Raw genomic sequence first — 23,384 nt, 5'->3', positions numbered from 1 at the left:
CCCTTTTTAGCCATAGAAAATCCCCTCCCAGGTAGACTCTTAAGAACATCATATCAAATGCTCTCTTTTTTTCCTGTCTACCTGAAGGGGATAATACCACGGATGATCTTTTTTTATTGTTAAAGTTTGTTGTGAAAGCTTGATTTCGATTGCTAGGGAAATTAGCGATACTACTGCGTGGAAAGGCTGATCTCCCGTGAAAAGGGGGTGACTTTCTGATTTTATTGATTCACATACGTTGCCAGAGCTTTCTGGACATCATAAACGCTTTTGTCTTTACGGAACTGTTTGGAAATAGGTTGAGCTGTACCGGATACAAAGATTTTTAATTCTGCATCCATATCGAATGTCCCGGCTGTTTCCACACTGTAATGGGTGACACTCCGATAAGGGAGGGAATGATATTCAATCTTCTTTCCTGTCATACCTTGTTTATCGATCAAGATCAGTCTCTTATTTGTAAAGACAATCATGTCCCGTAAGATCTTATAAGCTTTTTCAACTCGTTCATTCTCGGTAACGATTTTTTCAAGGTCTTTCTCAACTGTTTTCAAATCTGCTTCAGAAGCATTCCCCATAAGTCCATCCAAAATCCCCATATTATTTACCTCCTTTATTAATTAGCTTCAATAGGTTGTTCGCCTAAAATGTTTATTTTCAAACTAGTCATTCAAACACTGTTATCCTCTTGCATGTTTATTCGTTACGATGACAGCCTCTTTAATCATTTGATCCTTGTTTCTAATACTTCAATGCCCGCCGGCAGTAGAGCCTCCAGGGGTCGTAATCAACAGTTAGATAAATTTCTAACTTAAACGTACCAAAGATATAGATTATTGTAAAAGATTACAATGATAAATTGGAATTTGTAACCTTTTTTAAGTGATATCCGTCATTGGGGAAAAGGGGGCATGCAAATGAAGAAGGTATGGTTTTTTTGCGGAGTAATCGTATCCGTTGTGATTGTTTGTATTTATTGGTTCAACCAGCCTACAGTATTGAATGGGTGGATGGAAGATAATGAATATCCCGTCGTTCTACAAAATAAAACCTGGAAGCTGGTGTTTTCTACGGAAATCGATCCAAAAACCATCACAAAGAAAAATGTATATGTGACCAATTCTCAAGGTGACCGGCAAGATGTAACTGTCTCTCTCGGGGACGATCGGCAAACGATCCACATCGAACCACCCAAATCCGGGTATGAACTCACAAGTAAACATTATATACTTCACATTAATGAGGATATCCGTTCAACCCGAGGCCGGAAAATACAACGGATCGAACCTATGAAGTTCTACGTCGAGCGGACACTCCCAGTCATAGGATCAAAAGAAAACTTGAATGACTATTTTGTTCAAGCAATCAAAGATAATAAAACGAAACAAAAGGCAAGTCTCCTTTCACAGGGAGATTCAGGGGGCATGGAAAATTCAACAGCTGCCAGTGACAGTGCCGGAGCCGAGAGTAATGGTTCCAGTGATTTCTCTGAAACAAATGTCCAGGTAAAAGGAATCGATGAACCGGACATTGTAAAGAATGATGGGACATTTTTGTATCAGGTACTTGAAAATCGTGTTGTCATTACACAAGCCGATCCTGTAGAAGAAATGAAGAAAGTATCAACGATCACTTTTCCGAATCAGGAATTTTCTCCACAAGAATTGATTCTGCATGAAGACCGGTTAGTCGTCATTGGACACAGTTATGAGGAAATGCCTGGAATCCAGGATAGAGAAGGTTCATCATCTGATACATTCCTAATGCCGATGCATCATACGTTAAAAGCCAAAATTTATGGGATTAAAGACCGCTCAAAACCAATATTAGAAAGAGAAGTCGAAATTGAAGGATCCTACGTCTCTGCGAGGCAATCGAATGATTTTCTATACTTGGTTTCAAGCTTTCATCAAAATATTTGGTTATTGGAAGAAAAGAAAAAAGAGGAAATCGATCTTAGACCAAGGGTGAGAGATAGTTCAAATCAAGAGGGAACCCAATACATCGATTATGAAAGAATCAATTACTTCCCGCAATCAAAAGAAACCAACTATACAATCATTTCATCCATACCGATAGACAAACCGAAAGAAGAAGCGAACTTCACAACCTATTTAGGAAGCGGAAATCAAATTTACATGTCCCATGAAAATTTATATATCGCAGTCAATACTTATCCTAGTATGTATGTTGACTCACGAACCACCTATTCACCAGACACAACCATTTATAAGTTTTCGGTTGATCAAAATGAAGTCTATTTCAACCACTCGGCTGAAATTGAAGGCACTGTGCTGAATCAATTTTCAATGGATGAATATGAAGGGAATTTCCGGATCGCCACGACGAAGGGGGATCCTTGGGACGATAGGAATCCATCCTCCAATCATTTGTTCATCCTTAATGACAAATTGAAGAAGATTGGAGAGATTAAAGGACTTGCTAAAGGGGAGCGTATCTATTCCGCACGTTTTATGAAGGAACGCATTTACATGGTGACATTCAAACAAGTGGATCCTTTATTTGTTATCGATGCCAGTGACCCGTCCAATCCTGAAGTGAAAGGAGAGTTGAAGATCCCTGGATTCAGTAATTATCTTCATCCGTACGATGACAACCATATCATCGGGTTTGGTCAAAATACCAAACTAGTTGAGAATGGGAGTTTAAGAAACGAACCAATGGTTCAAATTGACGGTATCAAAATCTCGCTTTTCGATGTAAGTGACATGAACAAACCTGTAGAAAAATTTACAGAGATCGTCGGTGGCAATGGAACCTATTCTCCATTGAATCATGATCATAAAGCATTGTTATTTGATAAACGACGGAATCTATTTGCTTTTCCTATCCATATATTCAATTACGATGAGGAGAAACAAACAGACGAAAATTTCTTTCAAGGTGCATTGATCTACAAAATTGATTCAGAGAAAGGATTTAGATTGGCGACAAGAATATCCCATTTTCAAAGTGAAGGTGTTAGAGATCATGGAGATTGGAAATCAGAGATACAGCGTCTTGTTTATATCGATCATACGATTTACTCGTTGTCGAGAGATAGAATACTTGCACATGATTTAAACACTTTCAAGCAAATCGGTGAACTTGATCTTGATCATTAAGATGGAGTCAATATCGATTTAAGTGACCATAGATAATCTTTTACGGGCGAGCGAAACAAGGCTCGCTCTTTTTCGTCGTTTTTCGACAAATAGTAAGCGCATACCCAGAGAATTTTGAATTATTACGAATAATCTTATAACAAACAAAGGACTTTTTCCCTAAAATCCAATACTTTTTTCAGCCAAAGTTACTACATGGTCTAGACCAGTCAAACTATTGATATCATTAGAAAAGATGGAATTTGGAATTTATTCCCTTTTTAGCCTTCTTGTAGTTTGATGCAGAAATTTGTTGCAATAATTTTAACATGAACATATAATTGTTCTTGAGTAAATATTCAGAAAAAACAAAAAAAGAAAAGGGGTTAGCTATTGTGTTAGAAAGCATCGTAGGAATTTTAAACGATTATTTATGGGGGTATGTCCTGATTGCAGGATTGCTCGGACTTGGGCTTTATTTCTCAATCGCAACAAGATTCGTGCAATTCCGTTACCTTGGGGAGATGGGACGAGTTCTTTTCGAGAAATCTACTCTTCAAGATGGGAAGAGTATTTCTTCATTTAAGTCGTTCTGTATCGGTGCAGCAACACGGATCGGGACTGGTAACTTAGCTGGTGTCGCTGTCGCCATCGGATTAGGTGGCCCGGGAGCTGTATTCTGGATGTGGATTGTTGCATTAGTAGGTGGGGCTACAAGTTTTGTAGAAAGTACATTAGCTCAGGTCTACAAAGTGAAAGACAAAACAGCTTTCCGTGGTGGACCAGCCTATTTTCTTGAAAAAGGTTTAGGAAAAAGATGGTTAGGAATCATCTTTGCTGTATTGATTGCTATCACATTCGGATTGATCTTCAACTCTGTACAAAGTAATACGATTTCAGAAGCTTATGCTAATGCGTTCGGTTTCAACGGAGCTGTAGTTGGTATTATCATCACTGCTCTTACTGGATTGGTTATTTTCGGCGGTGTACAACGGATCGCAAATGTATCTGCCGTTGTTGTACCGATCATGGCAGTTCTTTATATCATCATTGCACTTATTGTATTGGCTCTTAATGTTTCACAGATTCCAGCGATGTTTGCACTCATTATTAAAAGTGCTTTCGGAATTGAACAAGCTGTTGGCGGTGGAATCGGTGCTGCGATCATGAATGGTGTAAAACGTGGTTTATTCTCTAACGAAGCCGGTATGGGTAGTGCACCTAATGCTGCAGCTACTGCAAGCGTTTCCCACCCAGCAAAACAAGGATTCATCCAAACACTTGGCGTATTTGTGGATACGATCCTTGTGTGTTCTGCAACTGCATTCATCATCTTGATGTCCGGATTATATACTTCTGGCAACGTAGAAGGAATCCAGCTATTACAAGATTCACTTGGACAACAGATCGGTGGAGCAGCAAGTATATTCATTGCCATTGCCATTTTCCTTTTCGCATTCAGTTCGATCATTGGTAGCTACTATTATGGTGAAACGAATATCGAGTTCATCAAGAAAAGCAAACCTGCAGTTTTCGTCTACCGTTTGTTGACAATGTCATTGGTAATGGTTGGAGCTATCCTTCCACTTGCATTTGTATGGACACTGGCTGACTTGTTCATGGCTCTGATGACAGTGATCAACCTTATAGGTATTGCATTACTTGGCAAAGTTGCCTTCAAAGTCCTTAAAGACTACGAAATGCAACGTAAGGAAGGTAAAGATCCTACATTCGACCCTAAAAAGCTTGGTATTGAGAATACGGAGTGCTGGGGTGACGATACTAGTAAGAAAGATGAATTAGTGGGTTAAAAATCTATAAGCTAGAGGGGCTGTCCTAAAAAGTGTCAAACACTTATGGGGCAGCCCCTTTTTATTTTATATCCAATAAAAAAGGAAATATTGACAATAATATTAGAAATGACGATAAAAGGAGATATTACCGTGAACATTAAAGATGGAACTGTTTATCAGATTATGGATAACTCATTAGGCAACTTCAATTCCGCTAAAACCTTGAAAATTACTTCTCACCATAGAAGTATCGTATCATTCAACCTTGGAAATCAACAAGGTTATGGATCGATGCCTGTCCAACATCTAAGGTATTTATTGAAACGAAACTATCTTACAGAATTGATCGATGAAAGGAAGACGATAAACTGAGAAAGGATATAGACAAGTTCATTTCCAATGCTTAGTAGTTGAAATAAATCCGACATGTTTAGTACGATTTGTTTATTAAAGAGGTTGGAGTGAACGCTTATGTGGGATGTATATGAACCATTTATAACTTCAAAGCGCCAGGAAGAATTATTCACCAAATCTGAACATCTTGCAGCTAAGGTCCGCAAAAGAGCTGCAGAAACTGACCGAAAAGGAACTTTTTCGCTTGAAAATCTTAAAGACCTGAAAGATACAGACTATGTGGCATTGTCACTCCCAAAAGAACTTGGTGGAGAAGGTCTTTCCCTCTATGAATTTGTCCTTTTACAAGAAAAACTCGCTGAAGCGGACGGTTCAGTTGCGCTGTCTATTGGGTGGCACCTTGGGATCATCATGGAGATCCGTGATGAAAATTTGTGGGAACCTGATACCTTCAAATGGTTGTGCTCGGAAGTGTCAACGAATAAAAAAATCATTAATCGAGCAGCAACTGAACCTGCAACAGGAAGTCCTACGAGAGGCGGGATACCTGAGACAAGGGCGGTAGAAAATGAGTCTGGTTACACCATTACTGGTCGTAAATCTTTCACGACAATGGCTGAAGTCCTGGATTATTATCTTGTTTCGGCCTATATTGATAAAATTGATGAAATCGGCTGGTTCCTAATTGAAAGAAATCAGAGCGGGGTCTCTGTTGAACATACATGGGACACACTGGGAATGAGGGGAACAGGAAGTGATGATCTAGTGTTGAATGGGGTTCATGTGGACAAAAATAAACTTGTTGAACTTAAGACGTCCAAGCAGGAAATCCCAGTTCCGAAAGGTTGGCTATTACATATCCCTTCATGCTATCTAGGTATTGCCATTGCAGCACGAAATGAGGCAATTGACTTCGCTAAAAAATATCAGCCCAATAGTTTACAGACACCGATATCTAAAGTCCATCATGTAAAAGAAAAGATTGGACAAATGGATTTGGAATTATTGAACGCCAGGCACTTCATGTATGCTGTTGCTGAAAAATGGGACCGCTACCCGGAAGAAAGAATAAGACTTGGACCAGAATTAGCTGCAGTAAAAACAATCGCAACCAATGCTGCCAACAAAGTCGTCGATCTGTCAATGAGAATCGTCGGTGGACGAGGACTTTCGAAAACATCCAGTTTTGAACGGTATTATAGGGATGTGCGAGCAGGTTTGCACAATCCGCCTATGGATGATGCTGTGATCCAAACCCTTGCACAAAGGGCGCTTGAGGACCATTGATTTCATCCACTGGACTCTGCCTGGCAGGGTCTTTTTTGTTTATTTGAAAAATGATCCGATATTTAGTAGAATGGGAAATTGTGTGTCACCCTCTAGGTAAATAACACCGCTATTTATATTGCTTAGGAAGGAGATAACAATGTCACTAGTACTACGACAACCATTTTCTACTGAACGTACGATGGATCCTGAAGAATTGGAATTTCAAGTGTCCCGCATGCAGGAAGATATGAAACATATCGCAAAAAAGTGGGATGTAGTAGGTATAGATCAGACGAAAGAAGACAATCTAGTCATCATTTACAAATCTGAAGAAAAGAGCCGTTGTAACATCATGCTCAACGATTGTGAAAGTGCCTTCAGAGGCATATGGGATTTTTCAATTCAAGCGTATTACCCTGAACCAGATCGTATCCATATTGGAGATATAAAAGGGCCCGCTAATAAAGGTTACGGTTCCGTTTGCATGGACTACTTGAAAGAAATGGCCGAAGACAACAATATCCCCTATATTACTGGTGATATTGCTGAGCGGGATTGGGAACATGTAGACAGACTCTTACATTTTTATGAAAAACATGATTTCCACGTTGAATTGGATTATGAAAATAAGGAAGGAAAAATACGTTGGAATCACGGATATTAGAAAGCTATATACACTAGGACTGACCCTAAAGTGTCATTGCCTCATCCGATGAGAGAGGATGGTACTTTAGAGTCAGTCTTTTTAATGAATCAAGTGCAAGTCGATCATAGGTTTGCTATCCTGAAAATGGAGACAGGGTAGGGGGGCATCAAATGAAAATCATTCTGAGCAGAAAAGGATTTGATTCATCAGCAGGAGGTTATCCAAGTCTCATCTTAAAAGATGGGACCTTGTTATCATTACCTATACCTGATGAAGATAGTACGGTTCATTACCATCATTTAAAAAAGGAAAATACATCTTACTATGATTTGATGCATTTGATAAAAGGGAAAATCAAAAACGGTAATAAATGGTCCAAGCTTCATAAACATACGAGTTGCCATCTGGATCCTGATCTAGATGGCAACATCATGGAAAGGAAAAAAGGCTGGAGAGGTATCTTTGGCCAAAGTGGTGGAGCACAACGTCATTTGGAAAACCAAAAAGTTGAAATCGGTGATCTGTTTCTTTTTTTCGGATGGTTCCGTAAAACCATTCAAGATGGGAAACGGATTTCCTTCGATCCTAAAGACCGGAATGGGAAACATATCCTATATGGATATCTACAAGTTGGAGATATCCTTAAGGTAGATCCCTCGACTAAAGTACCAGACTGGATGGTGGAGCATCCGCATTGTACTCCTTTAAAACGAGGAAGAAAAGGGAATACAGTCTATCTAGCACGAAGGCACCTAACCTGGAATGAATCCTTCCCTGGGTATGGTACCTTCAAGTTTGAAGAGAAACTCGTCTTGACGAAAGATGATATGAATAAATCATGTTGGGATCTACCTGAATGCTTCAGATATGTTCCGATCAGTTACCATAAACCCGAAAACTGGAAGGATGATCATTTTCAATCAGTCGCAAGAGGACAAGAGTTCGTCGTCCATGCCTCCGAGGAAGTTATCCAATGGGCAAAACAGATCATCTCCCCTTGACTTCATGAAATGTTTGGATAGACATTAACCTCCACATTCCCTTTGATCGCACGAGAAATCATACACGATTTTTCAGCTTTTGTGACAAGTTTTTCGACCAAACGAAGGTTGTCTTCAGTTGGATCCTTCAAGGCGATTGAGGGACGGTGGATGATTTTTTTATAAGTGATCACTTGGTTTGAAACGTCCACAATCCCTTCAGATTCAATAGTCAGAGATATTTTTTCAACTTTACTTCTTTCCAGCATTGCAGCAAGGGTAATGATATAACACGTCGCTGCCGCACCCAACAACATTTCATCAGGATTCGTTCCGATACCCGGACCGCCCATTTCTGGAGGGATGGATATTCTGGCTTGTAAATTCTTCGTTTCGATTTCCCCGACATCATTTCGTAGTCCCGGCCAAATCGCTTTTAAGTGAAAACGGTGTTCTGCCATCAATGATCATTCCTTTCGATCGTATATCTATCATTATTTTATTTGCACAGAAATTCAAGCACAAATGTTTAAATCTTATTAAAGAAGGTATACAATAGGATAGAGGCACTTACTATAAATAAGTACAAAAAGATCGGAGTGATTTAAATGGATCGAATGCCTTTGAAAGGAATCCATCACGTATCAGCCATCACTGGGGATGCGAAAAAAAATTATGAATTTTATACAAAGACGTTAGGCATGCGTCTCGTAAAGAAGACGATCAATCAGGATGACCCTTCAGTATACCATTTGTTTTATGCAGATGAGCGAGGGAATCCTGGAACTGATCTCACCTTTTTTGAAATACCGATGGCTGGTAAAACGTATAAAGGAACGAATAGCATCTCAACCACTTCATTACGGGTGCCGAATGATGAATCATTAGTCTACTGGAAAAAGCGTTTTGTAGAGCATGAAATAGAACACGGTGAAATTACAGAAGGATATGGTCGTGCGACATTGGCGTTTCAAGACTTTGAAGGTCAGCGTCTATTGTTGGTTTCAGATGAAAACAACGATGGCGTGCCCCCTGGAAAACCATGGGACAAAAGTACAGTCCCTGTAGAATATGGTATTCAAGGCCTTGGGCCGATCTTTTTGACCGTACCTAAACTTGATCTATCTGAAGCGATCCTGCTGAACGTACTTGGGTTCTCGAAGAAAGGGGTATACACGAATAGAGATCATCATGATGTGTCAGTATATGAAACCGGACAAGGCGGGACTGGTGGAGAAGTCCATTTGATCCATCGAGAAGACTTACAGCCTGAACGACAAGGGCGTGGAAGTGTCCATCATGTTGCTTTCAGAGTAGAGAATGAAGAGGAACTGAAAAAATGGACCAGTTATTTGAAAGAATTACGCATACCGAATTCAGGTTTCGTAGAACGGTACTACTTTAAATCTTTATACTTCAGAGAACCGAATGGCATTCTGTTTGAGCTGGCGACAGATGGACCTGGATTTGAAGGGGATGAAGATTTTGAGCACTTAGGGGAAAGCTTGGCATTGCCTCCTTATTTCGAACAGGATCGTAAAGAAATCGAAACCCGTTTGAAACCGTTGGAAACCAAGCAATAGGTTGGATTAGAAGGAGGATGAACATGCAACACATTTTTATTGAAGGAAACGAAAAAAATGCCCCGATCCTATTATTGCTGCATGGAACGGGAGGAAACGAAAGGGATTTATTTCCGCTTGCTGATATGATCGACCCGAACGCTTCCATACTAGGTGTACGAGGAAATGTAACAGAAAATGAAATGCCTCGATTCTTCCGTAGGCTTCGTGAAGGTGTTTTTGATGAAGCGGATCTGAAATTCCGTACAGAGGAGTTGTATCAGTTTATCCAGGAGATGGCTTCCCAATATGAATTTGATCGAAATAAAGTTGTCGCTATCGGGTATTCGAATGGTGCGAATATTGCCGGCAGTCTCATGTATCATTACAATGATGCATTAGCTGGTGCGATTCTTTTTCATGCTATGGTACCCCTCCGGAACATACAATTACCCGATTTAAATGGTACACCTGTTTTCATCGCTGCTGGAGAAAATGATCCGCTTATCCCAAGTGATGAAACGAAGGAATTGGCATTTGCATTACGTAATGCAAATGCGGTTGTAAGTGAGTTTTGGACAAAAGGTGGACACCAGTTGACGAGGGAAGAAATCGTGGAAGCACAAAAATGGTACGGTACCAATATAAAATAGGGCAATTTTTGAGGTGACCTCGAAGAAGCAAGCTTTTTTCGGGGTCATTTTAATTATTCATCTATATATCTATACAGAATCAGGAGACTGAGCAAATAACACTACTTTACAACCATAATTGATGTAATATGGTACAAGGACCAACTATGAAAGAAGGCCGCCAGATATGGAAAATCAAAATGTAGCATTAAAAGATAAAATATGGACAAGGGATTTTGTATTCGTTTGTTTATCAAACTTTTTTATTTTTGCAGGCTTCCAAATGACTTTGCCTACACTCCCTTTGTTTGTCAATGAATTAGGCGGTAAGGACGAAATGATTGGAATGATTGTCGGAATCTTTACATTTTCTGCTCTTATCATCCGCCCCTGGGCTGGACATGTTTTAGAAACCCTTGGCCGGAGGTTTGTCTATTTGATCGGTCTCGCCGTATTTATTGTTTCAGTAGGCGCTTATTCATTCACATCCAGTATCATACTGTTATTCTTACTAAGGGTAATTCAAGGTCTTGGCTGGGGGATGTCCACAACGGCTGTCGGGACGATCGCAACAGATTTGATACCACCGAAACGCCGGGGTGAGGGAATGGGCTTTTTCGGTCTAGCTGGAACACTGGCTATGGCATTCGGTCCGGCTCTTGGCTTAATGTTGGTAGCAAAAGCTAATTTTTCTGTAACCTTTGCCATTGCAGCATTTTGTGGATTGTCATCATTGGTGATCGCTTCTCTTATCCACTATAGTCCCGGTGAGAAAAGTCCTGCTCCCCAACGAAAATGGGATTTATATGAAAAGACTGCATTAGTACCAGCCTTATTGCTGTTTTTCATTACAATGGCCTTTGGAGGCATCACTTCATTCCTGCCATTGTATACAGAGCAACTGAATATCGGAGGGATTGGTTGGTACTTCACTGTCTTTGCGATATCCTTGATGGTTGTCCGACCGTTCACTGGAAAGCTTTATGATAAAGCAGGGCATAAAGCCGTATTCCTGCCAGGCGCATTTTTAATTCTGATTGCAATGATTGACTTGGCTTACCTTGCAAATGAATGGATGTTACTTGCTGCGGCACTGTTATTCGGTGTCGGTTTCGGGTCGGTACAGCCCGCCCTCCAGGCATGGGCTGTGGAGCAAGCACCAAAACATAGAAGAGGAATGGCCAATGCCACCTTCTTTTCATCCTTTGATTTAGGCGTGGGTACAGGAGCCATGTTTTTTGGAGTGATTGCATCGTGGGCAGGCTATAGTGAGATCTATATTGCTTCTGCCGTATCCGTCACCATTTCGATGCTTCTTTATGTTTTCATAACGAAGATGGTTCCTGCAAGGGGAAGAACACGACAAGGACAACTTACCAGATAGATTAAATACACCGCAATTATTTACGGTGTATTTTTTCGTAGTGCCATTGGAGACAGGCAGTGCAACTATTTTTATTTCGGAACAATAAGTTTCGAAAATCGTGCAATTCACGAATTTTAGTGGTCAGAAAAACGTCAACAACTTGAAAGTTGATACATTAATATCAACAAATATGATTATAAGCACTTTATAAAGAGAAAAAACGGTTATAAGGTACTCATAGAGGTTTCTAAGTACCTTATAAGGGGGTGAAACGATTGTAAAGTACTCAGCGAGGTACACTCTCACCCTCTTAAAGCTTTTGCATCGAACACAAAAGGACCGAATGGGAGGACAGAGGCGAGAATTCCTAATGCCGCTTTCGTGAAGCTCCAGTTCTGATTGAATTTCAAATACACGACCATCATGCAATAAAGGACGAATAATCCCCCGTGGATTGCCCCGACAATCGTCACAGCCAATGGATAATCGAACATATATTTCAAAGGCATTGCGATACCTAACAAAAGGAGAAATGAAACTCCCTCAGAGTAACCGACGATTCGAAACGTTTTCAACATATTCATCAACCAGGCTCAACTCCTATTCATTGTTTCTTAGAATCTGCAAATAACCTGTTCAGAGCTTATTCCAAAATCATTATAACAGGTAGACCATCAAAGATACGCAGGCTTTTTAAATGATTCATGACAATTTCATCGGATGGCAGCAGTACTTTTTTTCTTTTTACTCTTGACAAATATAGAGGTACTTTAATAGTATAGGTATAAGTTTTAGTTAGCACGATAAGTTGAGATGAGATTAGAGTAGAGTTTGAGAGAGTTGAGGAGAGCTAAGGTACGTTTAAGTTTGTAACGGTTCCTTGGACACCCTTATGTCCATGGGATTTTTTTATTTATCTATACACCTTCATACCCTTTAACCTCAGCTCTATCAGTACTCCATCAAAAGGAGCGTGATAGAGATGTCTTTCAATAACCTTCACATATTAAGCTTTATTCCACCTTGAACTTCTTTTGATCCAAACCATTCTGAAAAATAAAGGATCGAAAGGAGCATTCACATGATCAAAACCCATTTAAAAAACGCGATGGATGGAGCCACTTTTTCAGAAAGTGAAGCCCAATCCATAATGGATCAAATCATGAGCGGCAGTGTGACTTCATGTCAGATCGCCAGCTTATTGACTATATTGAAAATGCGTGGAGAAACGGTCGAAGAACTGACAGGCTTCGCAAAATCAATGCGCAAACACGCACTTTCTTTTCCAGTAAACTTACATGATACAGTTGATACTTGCGGTACAGGAGGAGACGGTTCTGGAACCTTCAATATTTCTACAGCTTCTGCACTTGTCATGGCTTCTCTTGGCGTAAAAGTCGCTAAGCATGGAAACCGTTCTTTTTCTTCTAAAAGCGGAAGTGCAGATGTTCTTGAACGCTTGAATGTGCCTACCCAATCTGGGGTTGAAGACGCTATGGAAGCGTTGAGGGAACACTCGATGAGTTTTTTGTTTGCGCCCCTTTATCATCCCGCAATGAAGCATGCGGTTGGTCCGCGGAAAGAAATCGGGTTCCGAACGGTCTTCAATATTTTAGGTCCTTTATGCAATCCGGCTAGGTGTCCCCGCCAATTAATCGGCGTCTATGATTCTCAATTGGCTATCAAAATGGCTGAGGTTGTCCAGCGACTAGGCATTAAAAAAGCGATGATCGTTTCAGGTGACGATGGGCTTGATGAATGTACGATCACCACAACGACAACCATCCTGGAAGTTACGCCAAATCGAATTAAAACCTATACGATCCATCCAGAAGACTTTGGATTGTCAACAGGCCAATTAGAAGACATCCAGGTTGATTCACCAGAAGCTAGCGCCAACCTGATAAAGAACGTATTCAACAACAGTGCGAATCTGTCGGCTAAGAATATCGTCATTCTGAACACAGCAGCTGGACTCGTGGCGGCAGATCGAGCTGATGACTTTAAAACTGCCGTTCCAATTGTAAAGGAAGCCATCGAGTCAGGATTGGTTGAACGTCACTATCACAACATGGCCCACGTACAGGAGAGATTCTATGCTTGAGCAGATCGTTAAAACAAAAAGAGTTGAAATTTCCAACTATCCAAGAGCTTTTCAGGAAAAGACATTCACTAACCATTCATTAAAAAGGGCGATGATCAACAGCAATCGGAAGGTTGGACTGATTGCTGAAGTCAAAAAAGCATCACCCTCAAAAGGGATCATCCGTAAAGATTTTCATCCTGTGGAGATTGCTAAAGCGTATGAGAATACGCACGCGGATGCAATATCCGTATTGACTGACCAAACCTACTTTCAAGGTCATCCTGATTATTTGACACAAATAAAGCAAGTCGTGGATCTTCCCGTGCTGCGGAAGGATTTCATCATTGATCCTGTACAAATTGAGGAGAGCAAATCGATTGGGGCGGATGCAATCTTACTGATCCAAGCAATCCTCGATCCAAAGCAAGCAAAAGAGCTGTTCCTTCATGCGAAACAACTCGGCCTTGAAGTATTGCTTGAAGTCCATTCGAAAGCGGAAGTTGAGATGGCTTTAACAGAATTCACCCCGGATCTGCTCGGAATCAATAATCGGGATTTGAATACTTTCAAGACGTCAGTAGCCCATACAAGTGAAATAGCAGCTTTTATTCCGGAGGGTATCCCTTTCATCAGTGAGAGTGGTATTAAGACATCTGAGGATGTGAACCAGGTACATGCAGCTGGGGCATCCGGCATTCTAGTTGGGGAAACCTTGATGAAGGCTGATTCGATTACACAATGCATCAAGAGCTTGTTTGAGGAGAATGAGTGAATGCCTTATTTAAAAATTTGCGGAATACGTACACAGGAAGATTATGAAAACGCACGAAAAGCTGGAGCCGATTTTGCAGGTTTCATATTCGCCGACAGCAAGCGCTATGTGTCACCAGAAGAAGTATGCAGATGGATCACCACGGATTCAAAACTTAAACATGTCGGTGTATTTGTTAACCCTGGGATTAAGGAGATCGAAAAGACACTTCAGCAAATCCCCCTTAATGTCATCCAACTTCATGGCAGCGAATCGGAGCGTTTTGTCAATGAAATTAGGGAAATCTTCGGTATTGATATATGGAAAGCATTGACGCATAGTACAAAGACGCTTACACATATGGAAGATTACCAGAGTTCTGTAGATGGTTACATCATCGATACAAAAGTAAAAGGAAAATGGGGCGGAACCGGTATTTCGTTCGATTGGAACGCTATCCCGTCTTATATGGAAAAAGCAGAAAAGCTGCAGAAGTCGTGTTTTATCGCTGGGGGCATCAATCCAGTCAATATAAAGAAATGTCTGACATATAAACCGAGTGGGATCGATTTATCGAGCGGGGTAGAAGAAAACGGACGGAAAAGCCCTCGGCTCATCAATGACCTAATAGAGAGGATGAATACGAATGCAGACCACTTATCCAGATCTTAAAGGACGTTTTGGTCAATTCGGTGGCCGCTATGTCCCTGAAACATTGATGTTTGCATTAGAGGAATTGGAAGAAGCATTCAATCTTGCAATGGAGGATGAAGACTTCTTAGAAGAACTCGACCATGAATTGACCCATTATTCAGGGAGACCAACTCCGCTTACGTATGCTGAAAATAGTACGAAACGTTTTGGCGGTGCACGCATTTATTTGAAGCGTGAAGATTTGAACCATACAGGAGCACATAAAATCAACAATGCGATCGGGCAGGTTCTATTAGCAAAGCGTATGGGAAAAAGCAAAGTGGTAGCTGAAACTGGTGCTGGTCAACATGGCGTTGCAGTCGCTACTGCATGTGCAAGATATGGATTGAGCTGTAAAGTTTTCATGGGAGAAGAAGATGTTGAACGGCAATCTTTGAATGTGTTCCGTATGAAATTACTTGGAGCTGAGGTGATTTCAGTCCAAAGCGGAAGCAAAACGTTGAAGGATGCTACAAATGAAGCGATCCGATACTGGGCAGGTGCAGTACAAGACACGTTCTATTGCATCGGTTCTGTCGTCGGACCGCATCCGTACCCATACATTGTCCGGAACCTGCAAAGAATCATCGGGGTTGAGACAAAGCAACAGCATCATACCCTTGAAGAAAAGCTTCCTGACAGGATCGTCGCTTGTGTCGGCGGAGGAAGCAATGCGATGGGTATGTTCCATCCATTTTTGGAGGATAAGGTAGACCTTATTGGCGTTGAAGCCGGTGGACACGGAATCGAAACGGGTGAGCATGCTGCATCGATTACGACAGGTTCGATTGGTGTTCTCCATGGAGCAATGACATTTTTGAATCAGGACTTGAACGGTCAGATCATCGAGCCTTATTCAATATCTGCAGGGCTTGATTACCCTGGGGTGGGGCCAGAACATGCTTTTCTCTCAGACTCTAAACGGGTGATCTATAAAACGATCACTGATGATGAGGCTGTTGAGGCTTTGATAATATTATCGGAAGAAGAAGGAATTTTGCCTGCAATTGAAAGTGCCCACGCTCTGGCACAAGCGTTTAAGGAAGCCGCTGAAATGGAGCAGAATCAATCCATTGTTGTATGCCTTTCAGGCCGTGGGGATAAAGATGTAGGGACGATCATGAAAGTAATGGAGGGGAGCCAGTAATGAGCATCCGGTTTGAAAATCTGAAGAGTAAAACAAAACCTTTGTTTATCCCATTTATCATGGCTGGTGACCCATCACCTGAAATTACAGTCGAATTGGCTATTCTATTACAGGAAGAAGGAGCCGATGTGTTGGAGCTCGGCATCCCTTATTCAGATCCTCTGGCAGATGGACCTGTTATCCAAGAATCGGCAAAACGAGCAAAGGGAATGACAATCGAAAAAGCGATGCAGCTTGTGAAGGAGATGCGAAAAAGAGGTCTTGAAATACCGGTACTGATTTTTACGTATTTCAACCCGTTCCTTCAATTGGGCCGAGAAACCTTCTTCCATTTGGCTGAAGAAAATGATGTCGATGGATTATTGATTCCGGACTTACCTTTTGAAGAAAGTGAATCATTAAGGCAACGTTGCACGGAAGAACAAATCAGCTATATTTCATTAGTTGCTCCGACAACTTCACCAGAGCGGTTGTATCAAATCGCGCAAGAATCACAGGGATTCCTGTACTGTGTTTCCTCTCTAGGTGTCACAGGTGAACGAAAGGACTTCCATCCAGAAACGAAGAGATTATTGAGGGAAGCCAAATCATTTACGGACCTCCCAGTCGCATTAGGATTCGGCATTTCATCAAGGCAGCAATTCGTTGAGGTGGGGAAAGTCTGTGATGGGGTTATCATCGGGAGTTCCATCATTCGGAAAGTCCACCAGCTTTACACAGAATGTCCGGATAGCTGGGATGTAGCGTTCAGAGCCTATCTATCATCATTGACGAAAGAAGAGGCAAGTGTAAACTGAATTTTGATAAAAAGAGATGAGTATAGCAGAGACATGATGAGACGAGATGAATCTTTTCCATGTCTCCTTTCTATAAGGAGGTATAGATTTGCAACATTATTTCAAATCACCTATTACAGAAGTTAAAGACTATGAAACAGTCGGTGGAATCAAGATTACGCGAGCACAAAAAAACCTGGATCCTGATAAGGCTGTTGATCAGATTCTAAAACAGATCGATAAGCATAAAGGTGCGTTATATTCGAGCCGTTATGAGTATCCTGGCCGTTATTCCAGATGGGATGTAGGGTTTATAAATCCCCCTCTTGAAATAAGAGCCAAAGGGTTGGATTTCTCCATCGAAGCTTTAAATTATCGAGGTAAATTGTTACTTCAGATGATAGGCAGCACCTTATGTCAAAAGGAAGAAATTATTGAGGTTAAAAAGAGTGAATCTTTGATTAAGGCTTCAATCCTACACACAGAAGAAAACTACCCAGAAGAAGAACGTAGCAAGAAACCATCGATATTCACAGTCATAAGGGCGATCAAGGATCTATTCTTTTCGAATCAAGATTCCTTTTTAGGCCTCTATGGAGCATTTGGATATGATTTGGTTTTTCAGTTCGAGCCAATCGAGCATAAACGAAGCCGTTCGGATGATTCGGATATTAAACTTTTTCTGCCGGATCAAATTGTTGTCGTTGATCATCAATCAAATTATGGGTATGAATTATCCTATGATTTCCAATATAATTCATTCAATACGGAAGGCGTGCAACGAACCGGGGCACAATTTCCTGTTCAACCTAATCGAACCATTGATTTGGAAAAATATCAACCAGGAAGATATGCAGGATTAGTAGAACAAGCGCGTGAACGTTTCAAGGAAGGAGATATGTTCGAAGTTGTTCCATCGCAAACCTTGTATGAAAAATGCGAATCAGTCCCTTCAGAAGTGTTTGAAAGACTTCAACAAATCAATCCCAGTCCTTATGGATTCATCATCAACCTAGGGGGGGAGCACCTGGTTGGCTCTTCACCGGAAATGTATGTCCGTGTAGAAGGGAATCGTATTGAAACATGTCCGATATCCGGTACGATCAAACGCGGGAAGAATGCGCTGGAAGACGCTGATCAAATCCGGAAGCTGTTGAATTCGAAAAAAGATGAAGAAGAACTTACCATGTGCACCGATGTAGATCGAAATGACAAATCGAGGATCTGCCTACCCGGATCCGTAAAAGTCATCGGGAGAAGACAAATCGAGATGTATTCCCATTTGATCCATACAGTCGATCATGTGGAAGGATATCTGCGACCCGAATTTGATGCGCTTGATGCTTTCTTGACCCATATGTGGGCCGTTACTGTAACCGGCGCTCCAAAAAAAGCAGCAATCAATTGGATCGAAGAACACGAAGATTCACCACGTGGCTGGTATGGGGGTGCTGTTGGCTGGTATAGCTTCAATGGCGATTTGAATACCGGTTTGACATTAAGGACGATTTCCTTGAAAAATCAAATTGCAGAAATCAGGGTCGGGGCTACCTTGCTTTATGATTCAATACCAGAGGATGAAGAACAAGAAACGTTGACTAAAGCGGCTGGACTTGTAAAGGCGATCCGTCAACCTCTATTGCCTGAAAAGATTCAGGAAGTACATTCCTATGGGGATTCCAAAAACGTTTTGATCGTCGACCATGAGGATTCATTTGTCCATACATTAGCAAACTATTTCAAACAGACTGGTGCAAATGTGGTCACGTACAGAGCTGCCAAAGCCCGGGAACTGCTGCAAAAATCGGACAGTTTTGATTTGGTCGTTCTTTCGCCTGGTCCTGGGAAACCTTCCAGATTCGATCTCACTGAAACGATAAAGTTATGTTTGGAAGGCAAGATTCCTATCTTCGGGGTTTGTCTCGGTTTTCAGGGTATTGTCGAATATTTTGGCGGGAAGTTAGGACTGTTGGATTATCCGCAGCACGGGAAGACATCAATCATTACACAGTTGGATCCTAACAGGTTGTTCGAAGGATTACCCGCGCAATTCAACGCAAACAGGTATCATTCCATTTATGCTGAACAGCTTCCAAGCTGTCTGGAGTTGACTGGATTTTCGCAGGACGAGATACCTATGGCAATCGAGCATAAGCATCTTCCGATCACAGCTGTACAGTTTCATCCCGAATCCATCGGAAGTTCAGAAGGGGATATCGGTCTGAGAATCATTAATAACGTGATGAAACAATTGGAGGAGTCAGGTAAAAAACTTCCAGTATGAATGAAAGGGTTGACCTACGTGTCAGCCCTTTTTCCTATTAAAGAAGACATTAAGCGGGTCCAAAATTTTAATACTCACAAGAACCTATGAGCTGCGCTACTATGGGTGGAGCTCTCATCATTCCTCCTTGTTTTGAGTTATTGGGATAAATGTGAAGTTGTCGAGATAATTTCCGAGTTGTTGAGATAAATTCAAAGTTGTAGGATTTCCTCCATTAGTTGTCGAGATAATGCTGCTCAATCACGCCCCAGAACAGCTCCTGGGTGCTTTATCATATGTTTTTTCACACAACCACACCTTCCGCGTGCAATACGTAAGCCTCCTGGTCCGCTTTTTTACAAATTTCGTTAAAATCTCTAAAAAGATATCAAACATCTTGTATACTATGTCTATATAGACTGATGGTTTTACATTAAAGGAAGGAAATCGATCATGCAGCCATTTACTGAAAAAGTCGTCCAAATTATCCGGATTATACCACCAGGGAAAGTGATGACATATGGACAAATAGCAAAATTGGCAGGGAATCCAAGAGGGGCAAGGCAAGTCGTCCGTATACTCCATTCGTTGAGTCGGACATATGGTTTGCCGTGGCATCGAGTCATCAATGCCAAAGGGGAAGTTGCGATTCATGATGAAGGGCAGAGCAACGAACAAATGTCAGCACTTAAGCAAGAGGGAATAGAATTTGATGAGTATGATAAAGTGGACCTCACTATATATCGATTTGACCCTGAATGGAATGATGTTGATCTTATATAAGGATTACGAAGTTAATTAGGCATATGGCCCATTTTTTCTTAAATATGTTTAATCCCTCCTGATTGTGTGAAACGGAACTATAACACATATTTGAGGGGGAACACTATGAAACGTTGGTTATCCTTTTTCTTTTTGGTAGTGGTTATTCTAATCCTTGGTGCCTGTGGAGCAAATACTGATGATGGAACCGATTCAGAAAAGAATTCTGAAAATCCTTCTTTAAGTGGTAAAGAAAACGAAGGAAATACCCGGGATGAAGTGGTTCCTATTTCCGTAGAACTTAAGAACGGAAAAGGTGAAAAAGTTGGCTCAGTTGACCTCGAACAGCATCTATCAGGGGTCGTCATCAACATCAAAGCTTCTAATCTTTCACCTGGGAAGCATGGTTTCCATATTCACGAAAAAGGGGTTTGTGAGGAACCTGACTTCGAATCAGCAGGAGGACATTTCAATCCAACTGATGCAAGTCACGGTACTGAACATGAAGATGGACCACATGCAGGAGATCTCCAAAATCTTGAAGTCGAGAAAGATGGGACAGTACAAGCTGAAGTAACCAATGATATGGTCACATTAAAAAGCGGAGAAGAGAACTCATTGATTTCCTCTGATGGAACCAGCCTGATCATCCATAAAGAACGTGACGATTATCAATCACAGCCTTCAGGAGATGCCGGGGACCGTGTAGCCTGTGGAGTAATAAGTGAAGGAGAAGGATCTTGATGAATGCACAAAGGTTATCTAAATGATAGCCTTTTTTACAGCTCTAATTTCCTATTCCCACAACAGCCATTTCAAATTCCTCGTAAAAGTGAATATTTTCAGAATTTTCATCATAATATTCACCACTTGGTTTTTTCGTTTTTATACCAAAAGGAAGGAGTGGCAGAGATGGACGGAATTTTAACGTATTTCGCTGCTTTAGTCGCTGGTTTCCTCCTGTTGGAAGTGTCCCTGTCTGGTACATTTTTAGAAAGCTTTGGTTCGGCATTAAACGTTATCGGAATTATAACGGTTATTGCATTTGCAGCTGTCATTATATTCAAGGCCGTAAAGCTGCTTATAAAGAAAGCGTAAAACTTGCTTTGTCTTGCCTGGGGCAACCATAATTAAAGGGGTTGCCTTTTTTTAGATATAAAGGAGGTTTTTAGTGAATGGTAATAAAAGCTACACTTAAGGAATTGGACAAGGTCGCTGCTCTATTCGATAAGTATCGTGTTTTTTACGGTAAACCATCTGACTATGAAGCTGGCAAAGCATTCCTAAAAGAACGGTTGGAAAAGGAAGAGTCGGTGATCTATTTAGCTTTAGATAAGGATGAATCCATGACAGCTATAGGATTTGTCCAATTATATCCGATATTTTCATCCGTAGGTTTAAAAAGGCAGTGGTTATTGAATGATCTATATGTGGATAAGAGGTCCAGAAGGCAAGGTATAGGAGAAAAACTACTATCTAAAGCCAAAGAACTTTCTTACCAATCTGGTTCAGCAGGTATCCTTTTAGAGACGGCAGAAGACAATATAAGTGCTCAACAACTTTATGAGAAAGTGGGATACAAGAAAGATATAGAGCACTTTTATTATTTTTTAACAACGTAACATGTCTACCTGAAAAAAATGATAGAACTTATGATACTGAAAGGAAACAAACCGATGTGCGTCTTATTTTTCGCTTTTAAAAAACAATCTGAATATCCCCTTATCGTAGCAGCGAATCGCGATGAAAATTATGAACGACCTACAGCACCGGCCCATTTTTGGGAGGACGAGCCGACGATTTTAGCTGGGAGGGACTTGATGCAAATGGGGACGTGGTTGGGTGTCTCGATGGATGGACGATTTGCTGCATTGACAAATTATCGTGATCCTAAGGAATCAACCGGAAAGAAGGTCTCAAGAGGCCAGATCATCCAGGATTATTTATCTTCAAATAAAGACAGTGAAACATTCTTACACAAGTTAAAAGAACATCGGACAAGCTATCAGGGATTCAACCTTGTATTAGGAAATGTAGATGCACTGTGGTATTACTCAAACATCCAGGATGAAATCAAAGAGTTGACCCCAGGGATATACGGATTGAGCAATCATTTTCTCGACACTCCATGGCCGAAAGTAGAAAGAGGAAAAGAGGATCTGAAGCGATGTATTGATACATCAAATTCCATACATAAAGATTGTCTGTTCCAACTTCTGGCTAACAGGGATCGGGCAATCAGAAATGAACTTCCTGATACAGGCATCGGATTGGATTGGGAAGAAAAGCTTTCGTCCATATTCATTGAAACGGATCAATATGGGACTCGGTCATCAACAGTCATGACCGTCGATAAACACAGGATGGTTGATTTCACGGAACGCAGTTTGATAGATGGGGAAATCTCCATGGCCCATTTTACATTTAATATAAGTCTCGAAAAGAACAAGTGAAAACATCCGTCACTTGTTCTTTTCATTCCGGTTTTCGTTCATTAAGTCATCTTCGGCAGGAGTGATTTCTTCACCGGCTTCAGCAGCAAATTTTTGCCCGTTTGGATCCGTAATATCCGCTTTGGAAATTCGCAATGGATTCGAAACTTCAATAAGAATGTGAAATACGAACTCTGAAACCGCAATGAAGAAGGCAGCAATTGCAGCACCGAATAATTGATTTGCTGGTGTTTCAATATATTGGTCTGCGAACAACCAAAATACGAAAAAAAACAATCCGAAATCCATGATCGTAGCAATAAAATTACCTAACTTCTTCAAAATGAATAAGTCCCCTATAGCATATCCAACAACTGTGATCAACGCAGACATCCATAGTATATTTCCAATCGGTACTCCGTAAAAGACAGTCAATGTTACAAAAGCAATACAGGAAACAACCAGAAACTTTGATAGCAAAGCAACAATATGTCTTATATTCAAGTAGATTTCTCCTTTGTTTAGAAAGTCGGTTCATCCCTATTTTCACCATAATTATTTGGATTATTTATCATAATTCCGATGGATGTTTCATTTTTGCAATCACTCAGTCGTAATAAATAAGGTTGGCCTATTGATCATAAGGCTTTGTAACTCTTCATTGTTGATGTTTTAACATTTTAGGTTTACAAAAGAAAAGGAAGGATATATAATTATTCCGCAAATCGTAATCTTTACGGTTTGTTTTTTATTTTATCAAAAATCCAG

General features: G+C 40.8%; 24 protein-coding genes. 20 read left to right on the top strand and 4 right to left on the bottom strand.

Annotation, left to right across the window (positions count from 1 at the left end; all coding sequences use genetic code 11):
- Positions 1–221: 221 nt before the first annotated feature.
- Positions 222–599 carry a PH domain-containing protein gene (locus L1611_RS18610; protein WP_236315213.1) on the bottom strand — a complete coding sequence of 126 codons (378 nt, stop codon included), beginning with the start codon at positions 597–599 and terminating at the stop codon, positions 222–224.
- Positions 600–917: 318 nt separating this feature from the next.
- Between L1611_RS18610 and L1611_RS18605 the strand changes: the two genes are divergently transcribed.
- From L1611_RS18605 to L1611_RS18580, 6 genes are all read left to right on the top strand, one after another.
- Positions 918–3,125 (top strand): beta-propeller domain-containing protein, encoded by a 2,208-nt coding sequence (locus L1611_RS18605; RefSeq protein WP_236315212.1) that lies wholly within the window; start codon positions 918–920, stop codon positions 3,123–3,125.
- 374 nt (positions 3,126–3,499) lie between these two features.
- Positions 3,500–4,915, top strand: coding sequence for an alanine/glycine:cation symporter family protein (locus L1611_RS18600; RefSeq protein WP_236315211.1), 1,416 nt, complete (start codon positions 3,500–3,502; stop codon positions 4,913–4,915).
- Positions 4,916–5,047: 132 nt separating this feature from the next.
- Positions 5,048–5,269 carry a hypothetical protein gene (locus L1611_RS18595; RefSeq protein ID WP_225064545.1) on the top strand — a complete coding sequence of 74 codons (222 nt, stop codon included), beginning with the start codon at positions 5,048–5,050 and terminating at the stop codon, positions 5,267–5,269.
- A 99-nt stretch (positions 5,270–5,368) separates the two neighbouring features.
- Complete coding sequence (locus tag L1611_RS18590; RefSeq protein ID WP_236315210.1) at positions 5,369–6,538, top strand: acyl-CoA dehydrogenase family protein; 1,170 nt, start codon at positions 5,369–5,371, stop codon at positions 6,536–6,538.
- A gap of 139 nt (positions 6,539–6,677) precedes the next feature.
- On the top strand, positions 6,678–7,184 hold the full coding sequence (locus tag L1611_RS18585; protein ID WP_236315209.1) for a hypothetical protein: 507 nt from the start codon (positions 6,678–6,680) through the stop codon (positions 7,182–7,184).
- Between the two features lie 152 nt (positions 7,185–7,336).
- Positions 7,337–8,167 carry an Nmad3 family putative nucleotide modification protein gene (locus L1611_RS18580; RefSeq protein ID WP_236315208.1) on the top strand — a complete coding sequence of 277 codons (831 nt, stop codon included), beginning with the start codon at positions 7,337–7,339 and terminating at the stop codon, positions 8,165–8,167.
- 2 nt (positions 8,168–8,169) lie between these two features.
- Here L1611_RS18580 and L1611_RS18575 read toward each other — a convergent pair whose 3' ends face one another.
- Entirely contained in the window at positions 8,170–8,607 is a 438-nt protein-coding gene (locus L1611_RS18575; protein ID WP_236315207.1) for an OsmC family protein, read from the bottom strand.
- A 147-nt stretch (positions 8,608–8,754) separates the two neighbouring features.
- On the opposite strand from L1611_RS18575, the gene L1611_RS18570 reads away from it, so the two are divergent.
- The 3 genes from L1611_RS18570 (at position 8,755) to L1611_RS18560 (ending at position 11,724) form a co-directional block, all read left to right on the top strand.
- On the top strand, positions 8,755–9,729 hold the full coding sequence (locus L1611_RS18570; protein WP_236315206.1) for a ring-cleaving dioxygenase: 975 nt from the start codon (positions 8,755–8,757) through the stop codon (positions 9,727–9,729).
- A gap of 23 nt (positions 9,730–9,752) precedes the next feature.
- Positions 9,753–10,361 carry an alpha/beta hydrolase gene (locus tag L1611_RS18565; RefSeq protein WP_236315205.1) on the top strand — a complete coding sequence of 203 codons (609 nt, stop codon included), beginning with the start codon at positions 9,753–9,755 and terminating at the stop codon, positions 10,359–10,361.
- 166 nt (positions 10,362–10,527) lie between these two features.
- Complete coding sequence (locus tag L1611_RS18560; RefSeq protein ID WP_236315204.1) at positions 10,528–11,724, top strand: MFS transporter; 1,197 nt, start codon at positions 10,528–10,530, stop codon at positions 11,722–11,724.
- 284 nt (positions 11,725–12,008) lie between these two features.
- Here the strand turns inward: L1611_RS18560 and L1611_RS18555 are convergent, their stop codons facing one another.
- Positions 12,009–12,290, bottom strand: a complete 282-nt coding sequence (locus tag L1611_RS18555; protein WP_236315203.1) for a DUF3817 domain-containing protein — start codon at positions 12,288–12,290, stop codon at positions 12,009–12,011.
- Between the two features lie 497 nt (positions 12,291–12,787).
- Between L1611_RS18555 and trpD the strand changes: the two genes are divergently transcribed.
- The 11 genes from trpD to L1611_RS18500 all read left to right on the top strand — a co-directional run bounded on the left by trpD (position 12,788) and on the right by L1611_RS18500 (position 22,637).
- The gene (gene trpD, locus L1611_RS18550) at positions 12,788–13,810 is read left to right on the top strand and encodes an anthranilate phosphoribosyltransferase (protein ID WP_236315202.1); all 1,023 of its coding nucleotides are present in this window, start codon (positions 12,788–12,790) and stop codon (positions 13,808–13,810) included.
- A complete protein-coding gene (gene trpC / locus L1611_RS18545; RefSeq protein WP_236315201.1) occupies positions 13,803–14,564 on the top strand; it encodes an indole-3-glycerol phosphate synthase TrpC in 762 nt (253 codons plus the stop codon). Before trpD ends, trpC begins: the two co-directional genes overlap by 8 nt.
- Positions 14,565–15,215 carry a phosphoribosylanthranilate isomerase gene (locus L1611_RS18540; RefSeq protein WP_236315200.1) on the top strand — a complete coding sequence of 217 codons (651 nt, stop codon included), beginning with the start codon at positions 14,565–14,567 and terminating at the stop codon, positions 15,213–15,215.
- Positions 15,190–16,383, top strand: coding sequence for a tryptophan synthase subunit beta (gene trpB / locus L1611_RS18535; RefSeq protein WP_236315199.1), 1,194 nt, complete (start codon positions 15,190–15,192; stop codon positions 16,381–16,383). Before L1611_RS18540 ends, trpB begins: the two co-directional genes overlap by 26 nt.
- Positions 16,383–17,180: a tryptophan synthase subunit alpha gene (gene trpA / locus L1611_RS18530; RefSeq protein WP_236315198.1), complete on the top strand. Its 798-nt coding sequence runs from the start codon at positions 16,383–16,385 to the stop codon at positions 17,178–17,180. Before trpB ends, trpA begins: the two co-directional genes overlap by 1 nt.
- 88 nt (positions 17,181–17,268) lie before the next feature.
- Positions 17,269–19,443: an anthranilate synthase component I gene (locus tag L1611_RS18525; RefSeq protein WP_236315197.1), complete on the top strand. Its 2,175-nt coding sequence runs from the start codon at positions 17,269–17,271 to the stop codon at positions 19,441–19,443.
- A gap of 432 nt (positions 19,444–19,875) precedes the next feature.
- Positions 19,876–20,205 (top strand): MGMT family protein, encoded by a 330-nt coding sequence (locus L1611_RS18520; protein WP_236315196.1) that lies wholly within the window; start codon positions 19,876–19,878, stop codon positions 20,203–20,205.
- Positions 20,206–20,310: 105 nt separating this feature from the next.
- A complete protein-coding gene (locus L1611_RS18515; RefSeq protein ID WP_236315195.1) occupies positions 20,311–20,928 on the top strand; it encodes a superoxide dismutase family protein in 618 nt (205 codons plus the stop codon).
- Between the two features lie 168 nt (positions 20,929–21,096).
- On the top strand, positions 21,097–21,282 hold the full coding sequence (locus tag L1611_RS18510) for a hypothetical protein (RefSeq protein ID WP_225064528.1): 186 nt from the start codon (positions 21,097–21,099) through the stop codon (positions 21,280–21,282).
- A gap of 77 nt (positions 21,283–21,359) precedes the next feature.
- Positions 21,360–21,806: a GNAT family N-acetyltransferase gene (locus L1611_RS18505; protein ID WP_236315194.1), complete on the top strand. Its 447-nt coding sequence runs from the start codon at positions 21,360–21,362 to the stop codon at positions 21,804–21,806.
- 54 nt (positions 21,807–21,860) lie between these two features.
- Positions 21,861–22,637 (top strand): NRDE family protein, encoded by a 777-nt coding sequence (locus L1611_RS18500; protein WP_236315193.1) that lies wholly within the window; start codon positions 21,861–21,863, stop codon positions 22,635–22,637.
- 9 nt (positions 22,638–22,646) lie between these two features.
- Here L1611_RS18500 and L1611_RS18495 read toward each other — a convergent pair whose 3' ends face one another.
- On the bottom strand, positions 22,647–23,120 hold the full coding sequence (locus L1611_RS18495; RefSeq protein WP_236315192.1) for a DUF2512 family protein: 474 nt from the start codon (positions 23,118–23,120) through the stop codon (positions 22,647–22,649).
- Positions 23,121–23,384 lie beyond the last annotated feature (264 nt).

This window comes from Pseudalkalibacillus salsuginis (assembly GCF_021646685.1).
In the GTDB taxonomy this organism is placed as follows: Bacteria; Bacillota; Bacilli; order Bacillales; family Fictibacillaceae; genus Pseudalkalibacillus; species Pseudalkalibacillus salsuginis.
This window is presented reverse-complemented; position numbering and strand designations above follow the sequence as displayed.

Bases quoted from the DNA above. Each gene is read 5' to 3' on its own strand.
- L1611_RS18610 (WP_236315213.1), bottom strand. From the start codon at position 599: ATGGGGATTTTGGATGGACTTATGGGGAATGCTTCTGAAGCAGATTTG.
- L1611_RS18605 (WP_236315212.1), top strand. From the start codon at position 918: ATGAAGAAGGTATGGTTTTTTTGCGGAGTAATCGTATCCGTTGTGATT.
- L1611_RS18590 (WP_236315210.1), top strand. From the start codon at position 5,369: ATGTGGGATGTATATGAACCATTTATAACTTCAAAGCGCCAGGAAGAA.
- L1611_RS18585 (WP_236315209.1), top strand. From the start codon at position 6,678: ATGTCACTAGTACTACGACAACCATTTTCTACTGAACGTACGATGGAT.
- L1611_RS18580 (WP_236315208.1), top strand. From the start codon at position 7,337: ATGAAAATCATTCTGAGCAGAAAAGGATTTGATTCATCAGCAGGAGGT.
- L1611_RS18575 (WP_236315207.1), bottom strand. From the start codon at position 8,607: ATGGCAGAACACCGTTTTCACTTAAAAGCGATTTGGCCGGGACTACGA.
- L1611_RS18570 (WP_236315206.1), top strand. From the start codon at position 8,755: ATGGATCGAATGCCTTTGAAAGGAATCCATCACGTATCAGCCATCACT.
- L1611_RS18565 (WP_236315205.1), top strand. From the start codon at position 9,753: ATGCAACACATTTTTATTGAAGGAAACGAAAAAAATGCCCCGATCCTA.
- L1611_RS18560 (WP_236315204.1), top strand. From the start codon at position 10,528: ATGGAAAATCAAAATGTAGCATTAAAAGATAAAATATGGACAAGGGAT.
- L1611_RS18555 (WP_236315203.1), bottom strand. From the start codon at position 12,290: ATGAATATGTTGAAAACGTTTCGAATCGTCGGTTACTCTGAGGGAGTT.
- trpD (WP_236315202.1), top strand. From the start codon at position 12,788: ATGATCAAAACCCATTTAAAAAACGCGATGGATGGAGCCACTTTTTCA.
- trpC (WP_236315201.1), top strand. From the start codon at position 13,803: ATGCTTGAGCAGATCGTTAAAACAAAAAGAGTTGAAATTTCCAACTAT.
- L1611_RS18540 (WP_236315200.1), top strand. From the start codon at position 14,565: ATGCCTTATTTAAAAATTTGCGGAATACGTACACAGGAAGATTATGAA.
- trpB (WP_236315199.1), top strand. From the start codon at position 15,190: ATGCAGACCACTTATCCAGATCTTAAAGGACGTTTTGGTCAATTCGGT.
- trpA (WP_236315198.1), top strand. From the start codon at position 16,383: ATGAGCATCCGGTTTGAAAATCTGAAGAGTAAAACAAAACCTTTGTTT.
- L1611_RS18520 (WP_236315196.1), top strand. From the start codon at position 19,876: ATGCAGCCATTTACTGAAAAAGTCGTCCAAATTATCCGGATTATACCA.
- L1611_RS18515 (WP_236315195.1), top strand. From the start codon at position 20,311: ATGAAACGTTGGTTATCCTTTTTCTTTTTGGTAGTGGTTATTCTAATC.
- L1611_RS18510 (WP_225064528.1), top strand. From the start codon at position 21,097: ATGGACGGAATTTTAACGTATTTCGCTGCTTTAGTCGCTGGTTTCCTC.
- L1611_RS18505 (WP_236315194.1), top strand. From the start codon at position 21,360: ATGGTAATAAAAGCTACACTTAAGGAATTGGACAAGGTCGCTGCTCTA.
- L1611_RS18500 (WP_236315193.1), top strand. From the start codon at position 21,861: ATGTGCGTCTTATTTTTCGCTTTTAAAAAACAATCTGAATATCCCCTT.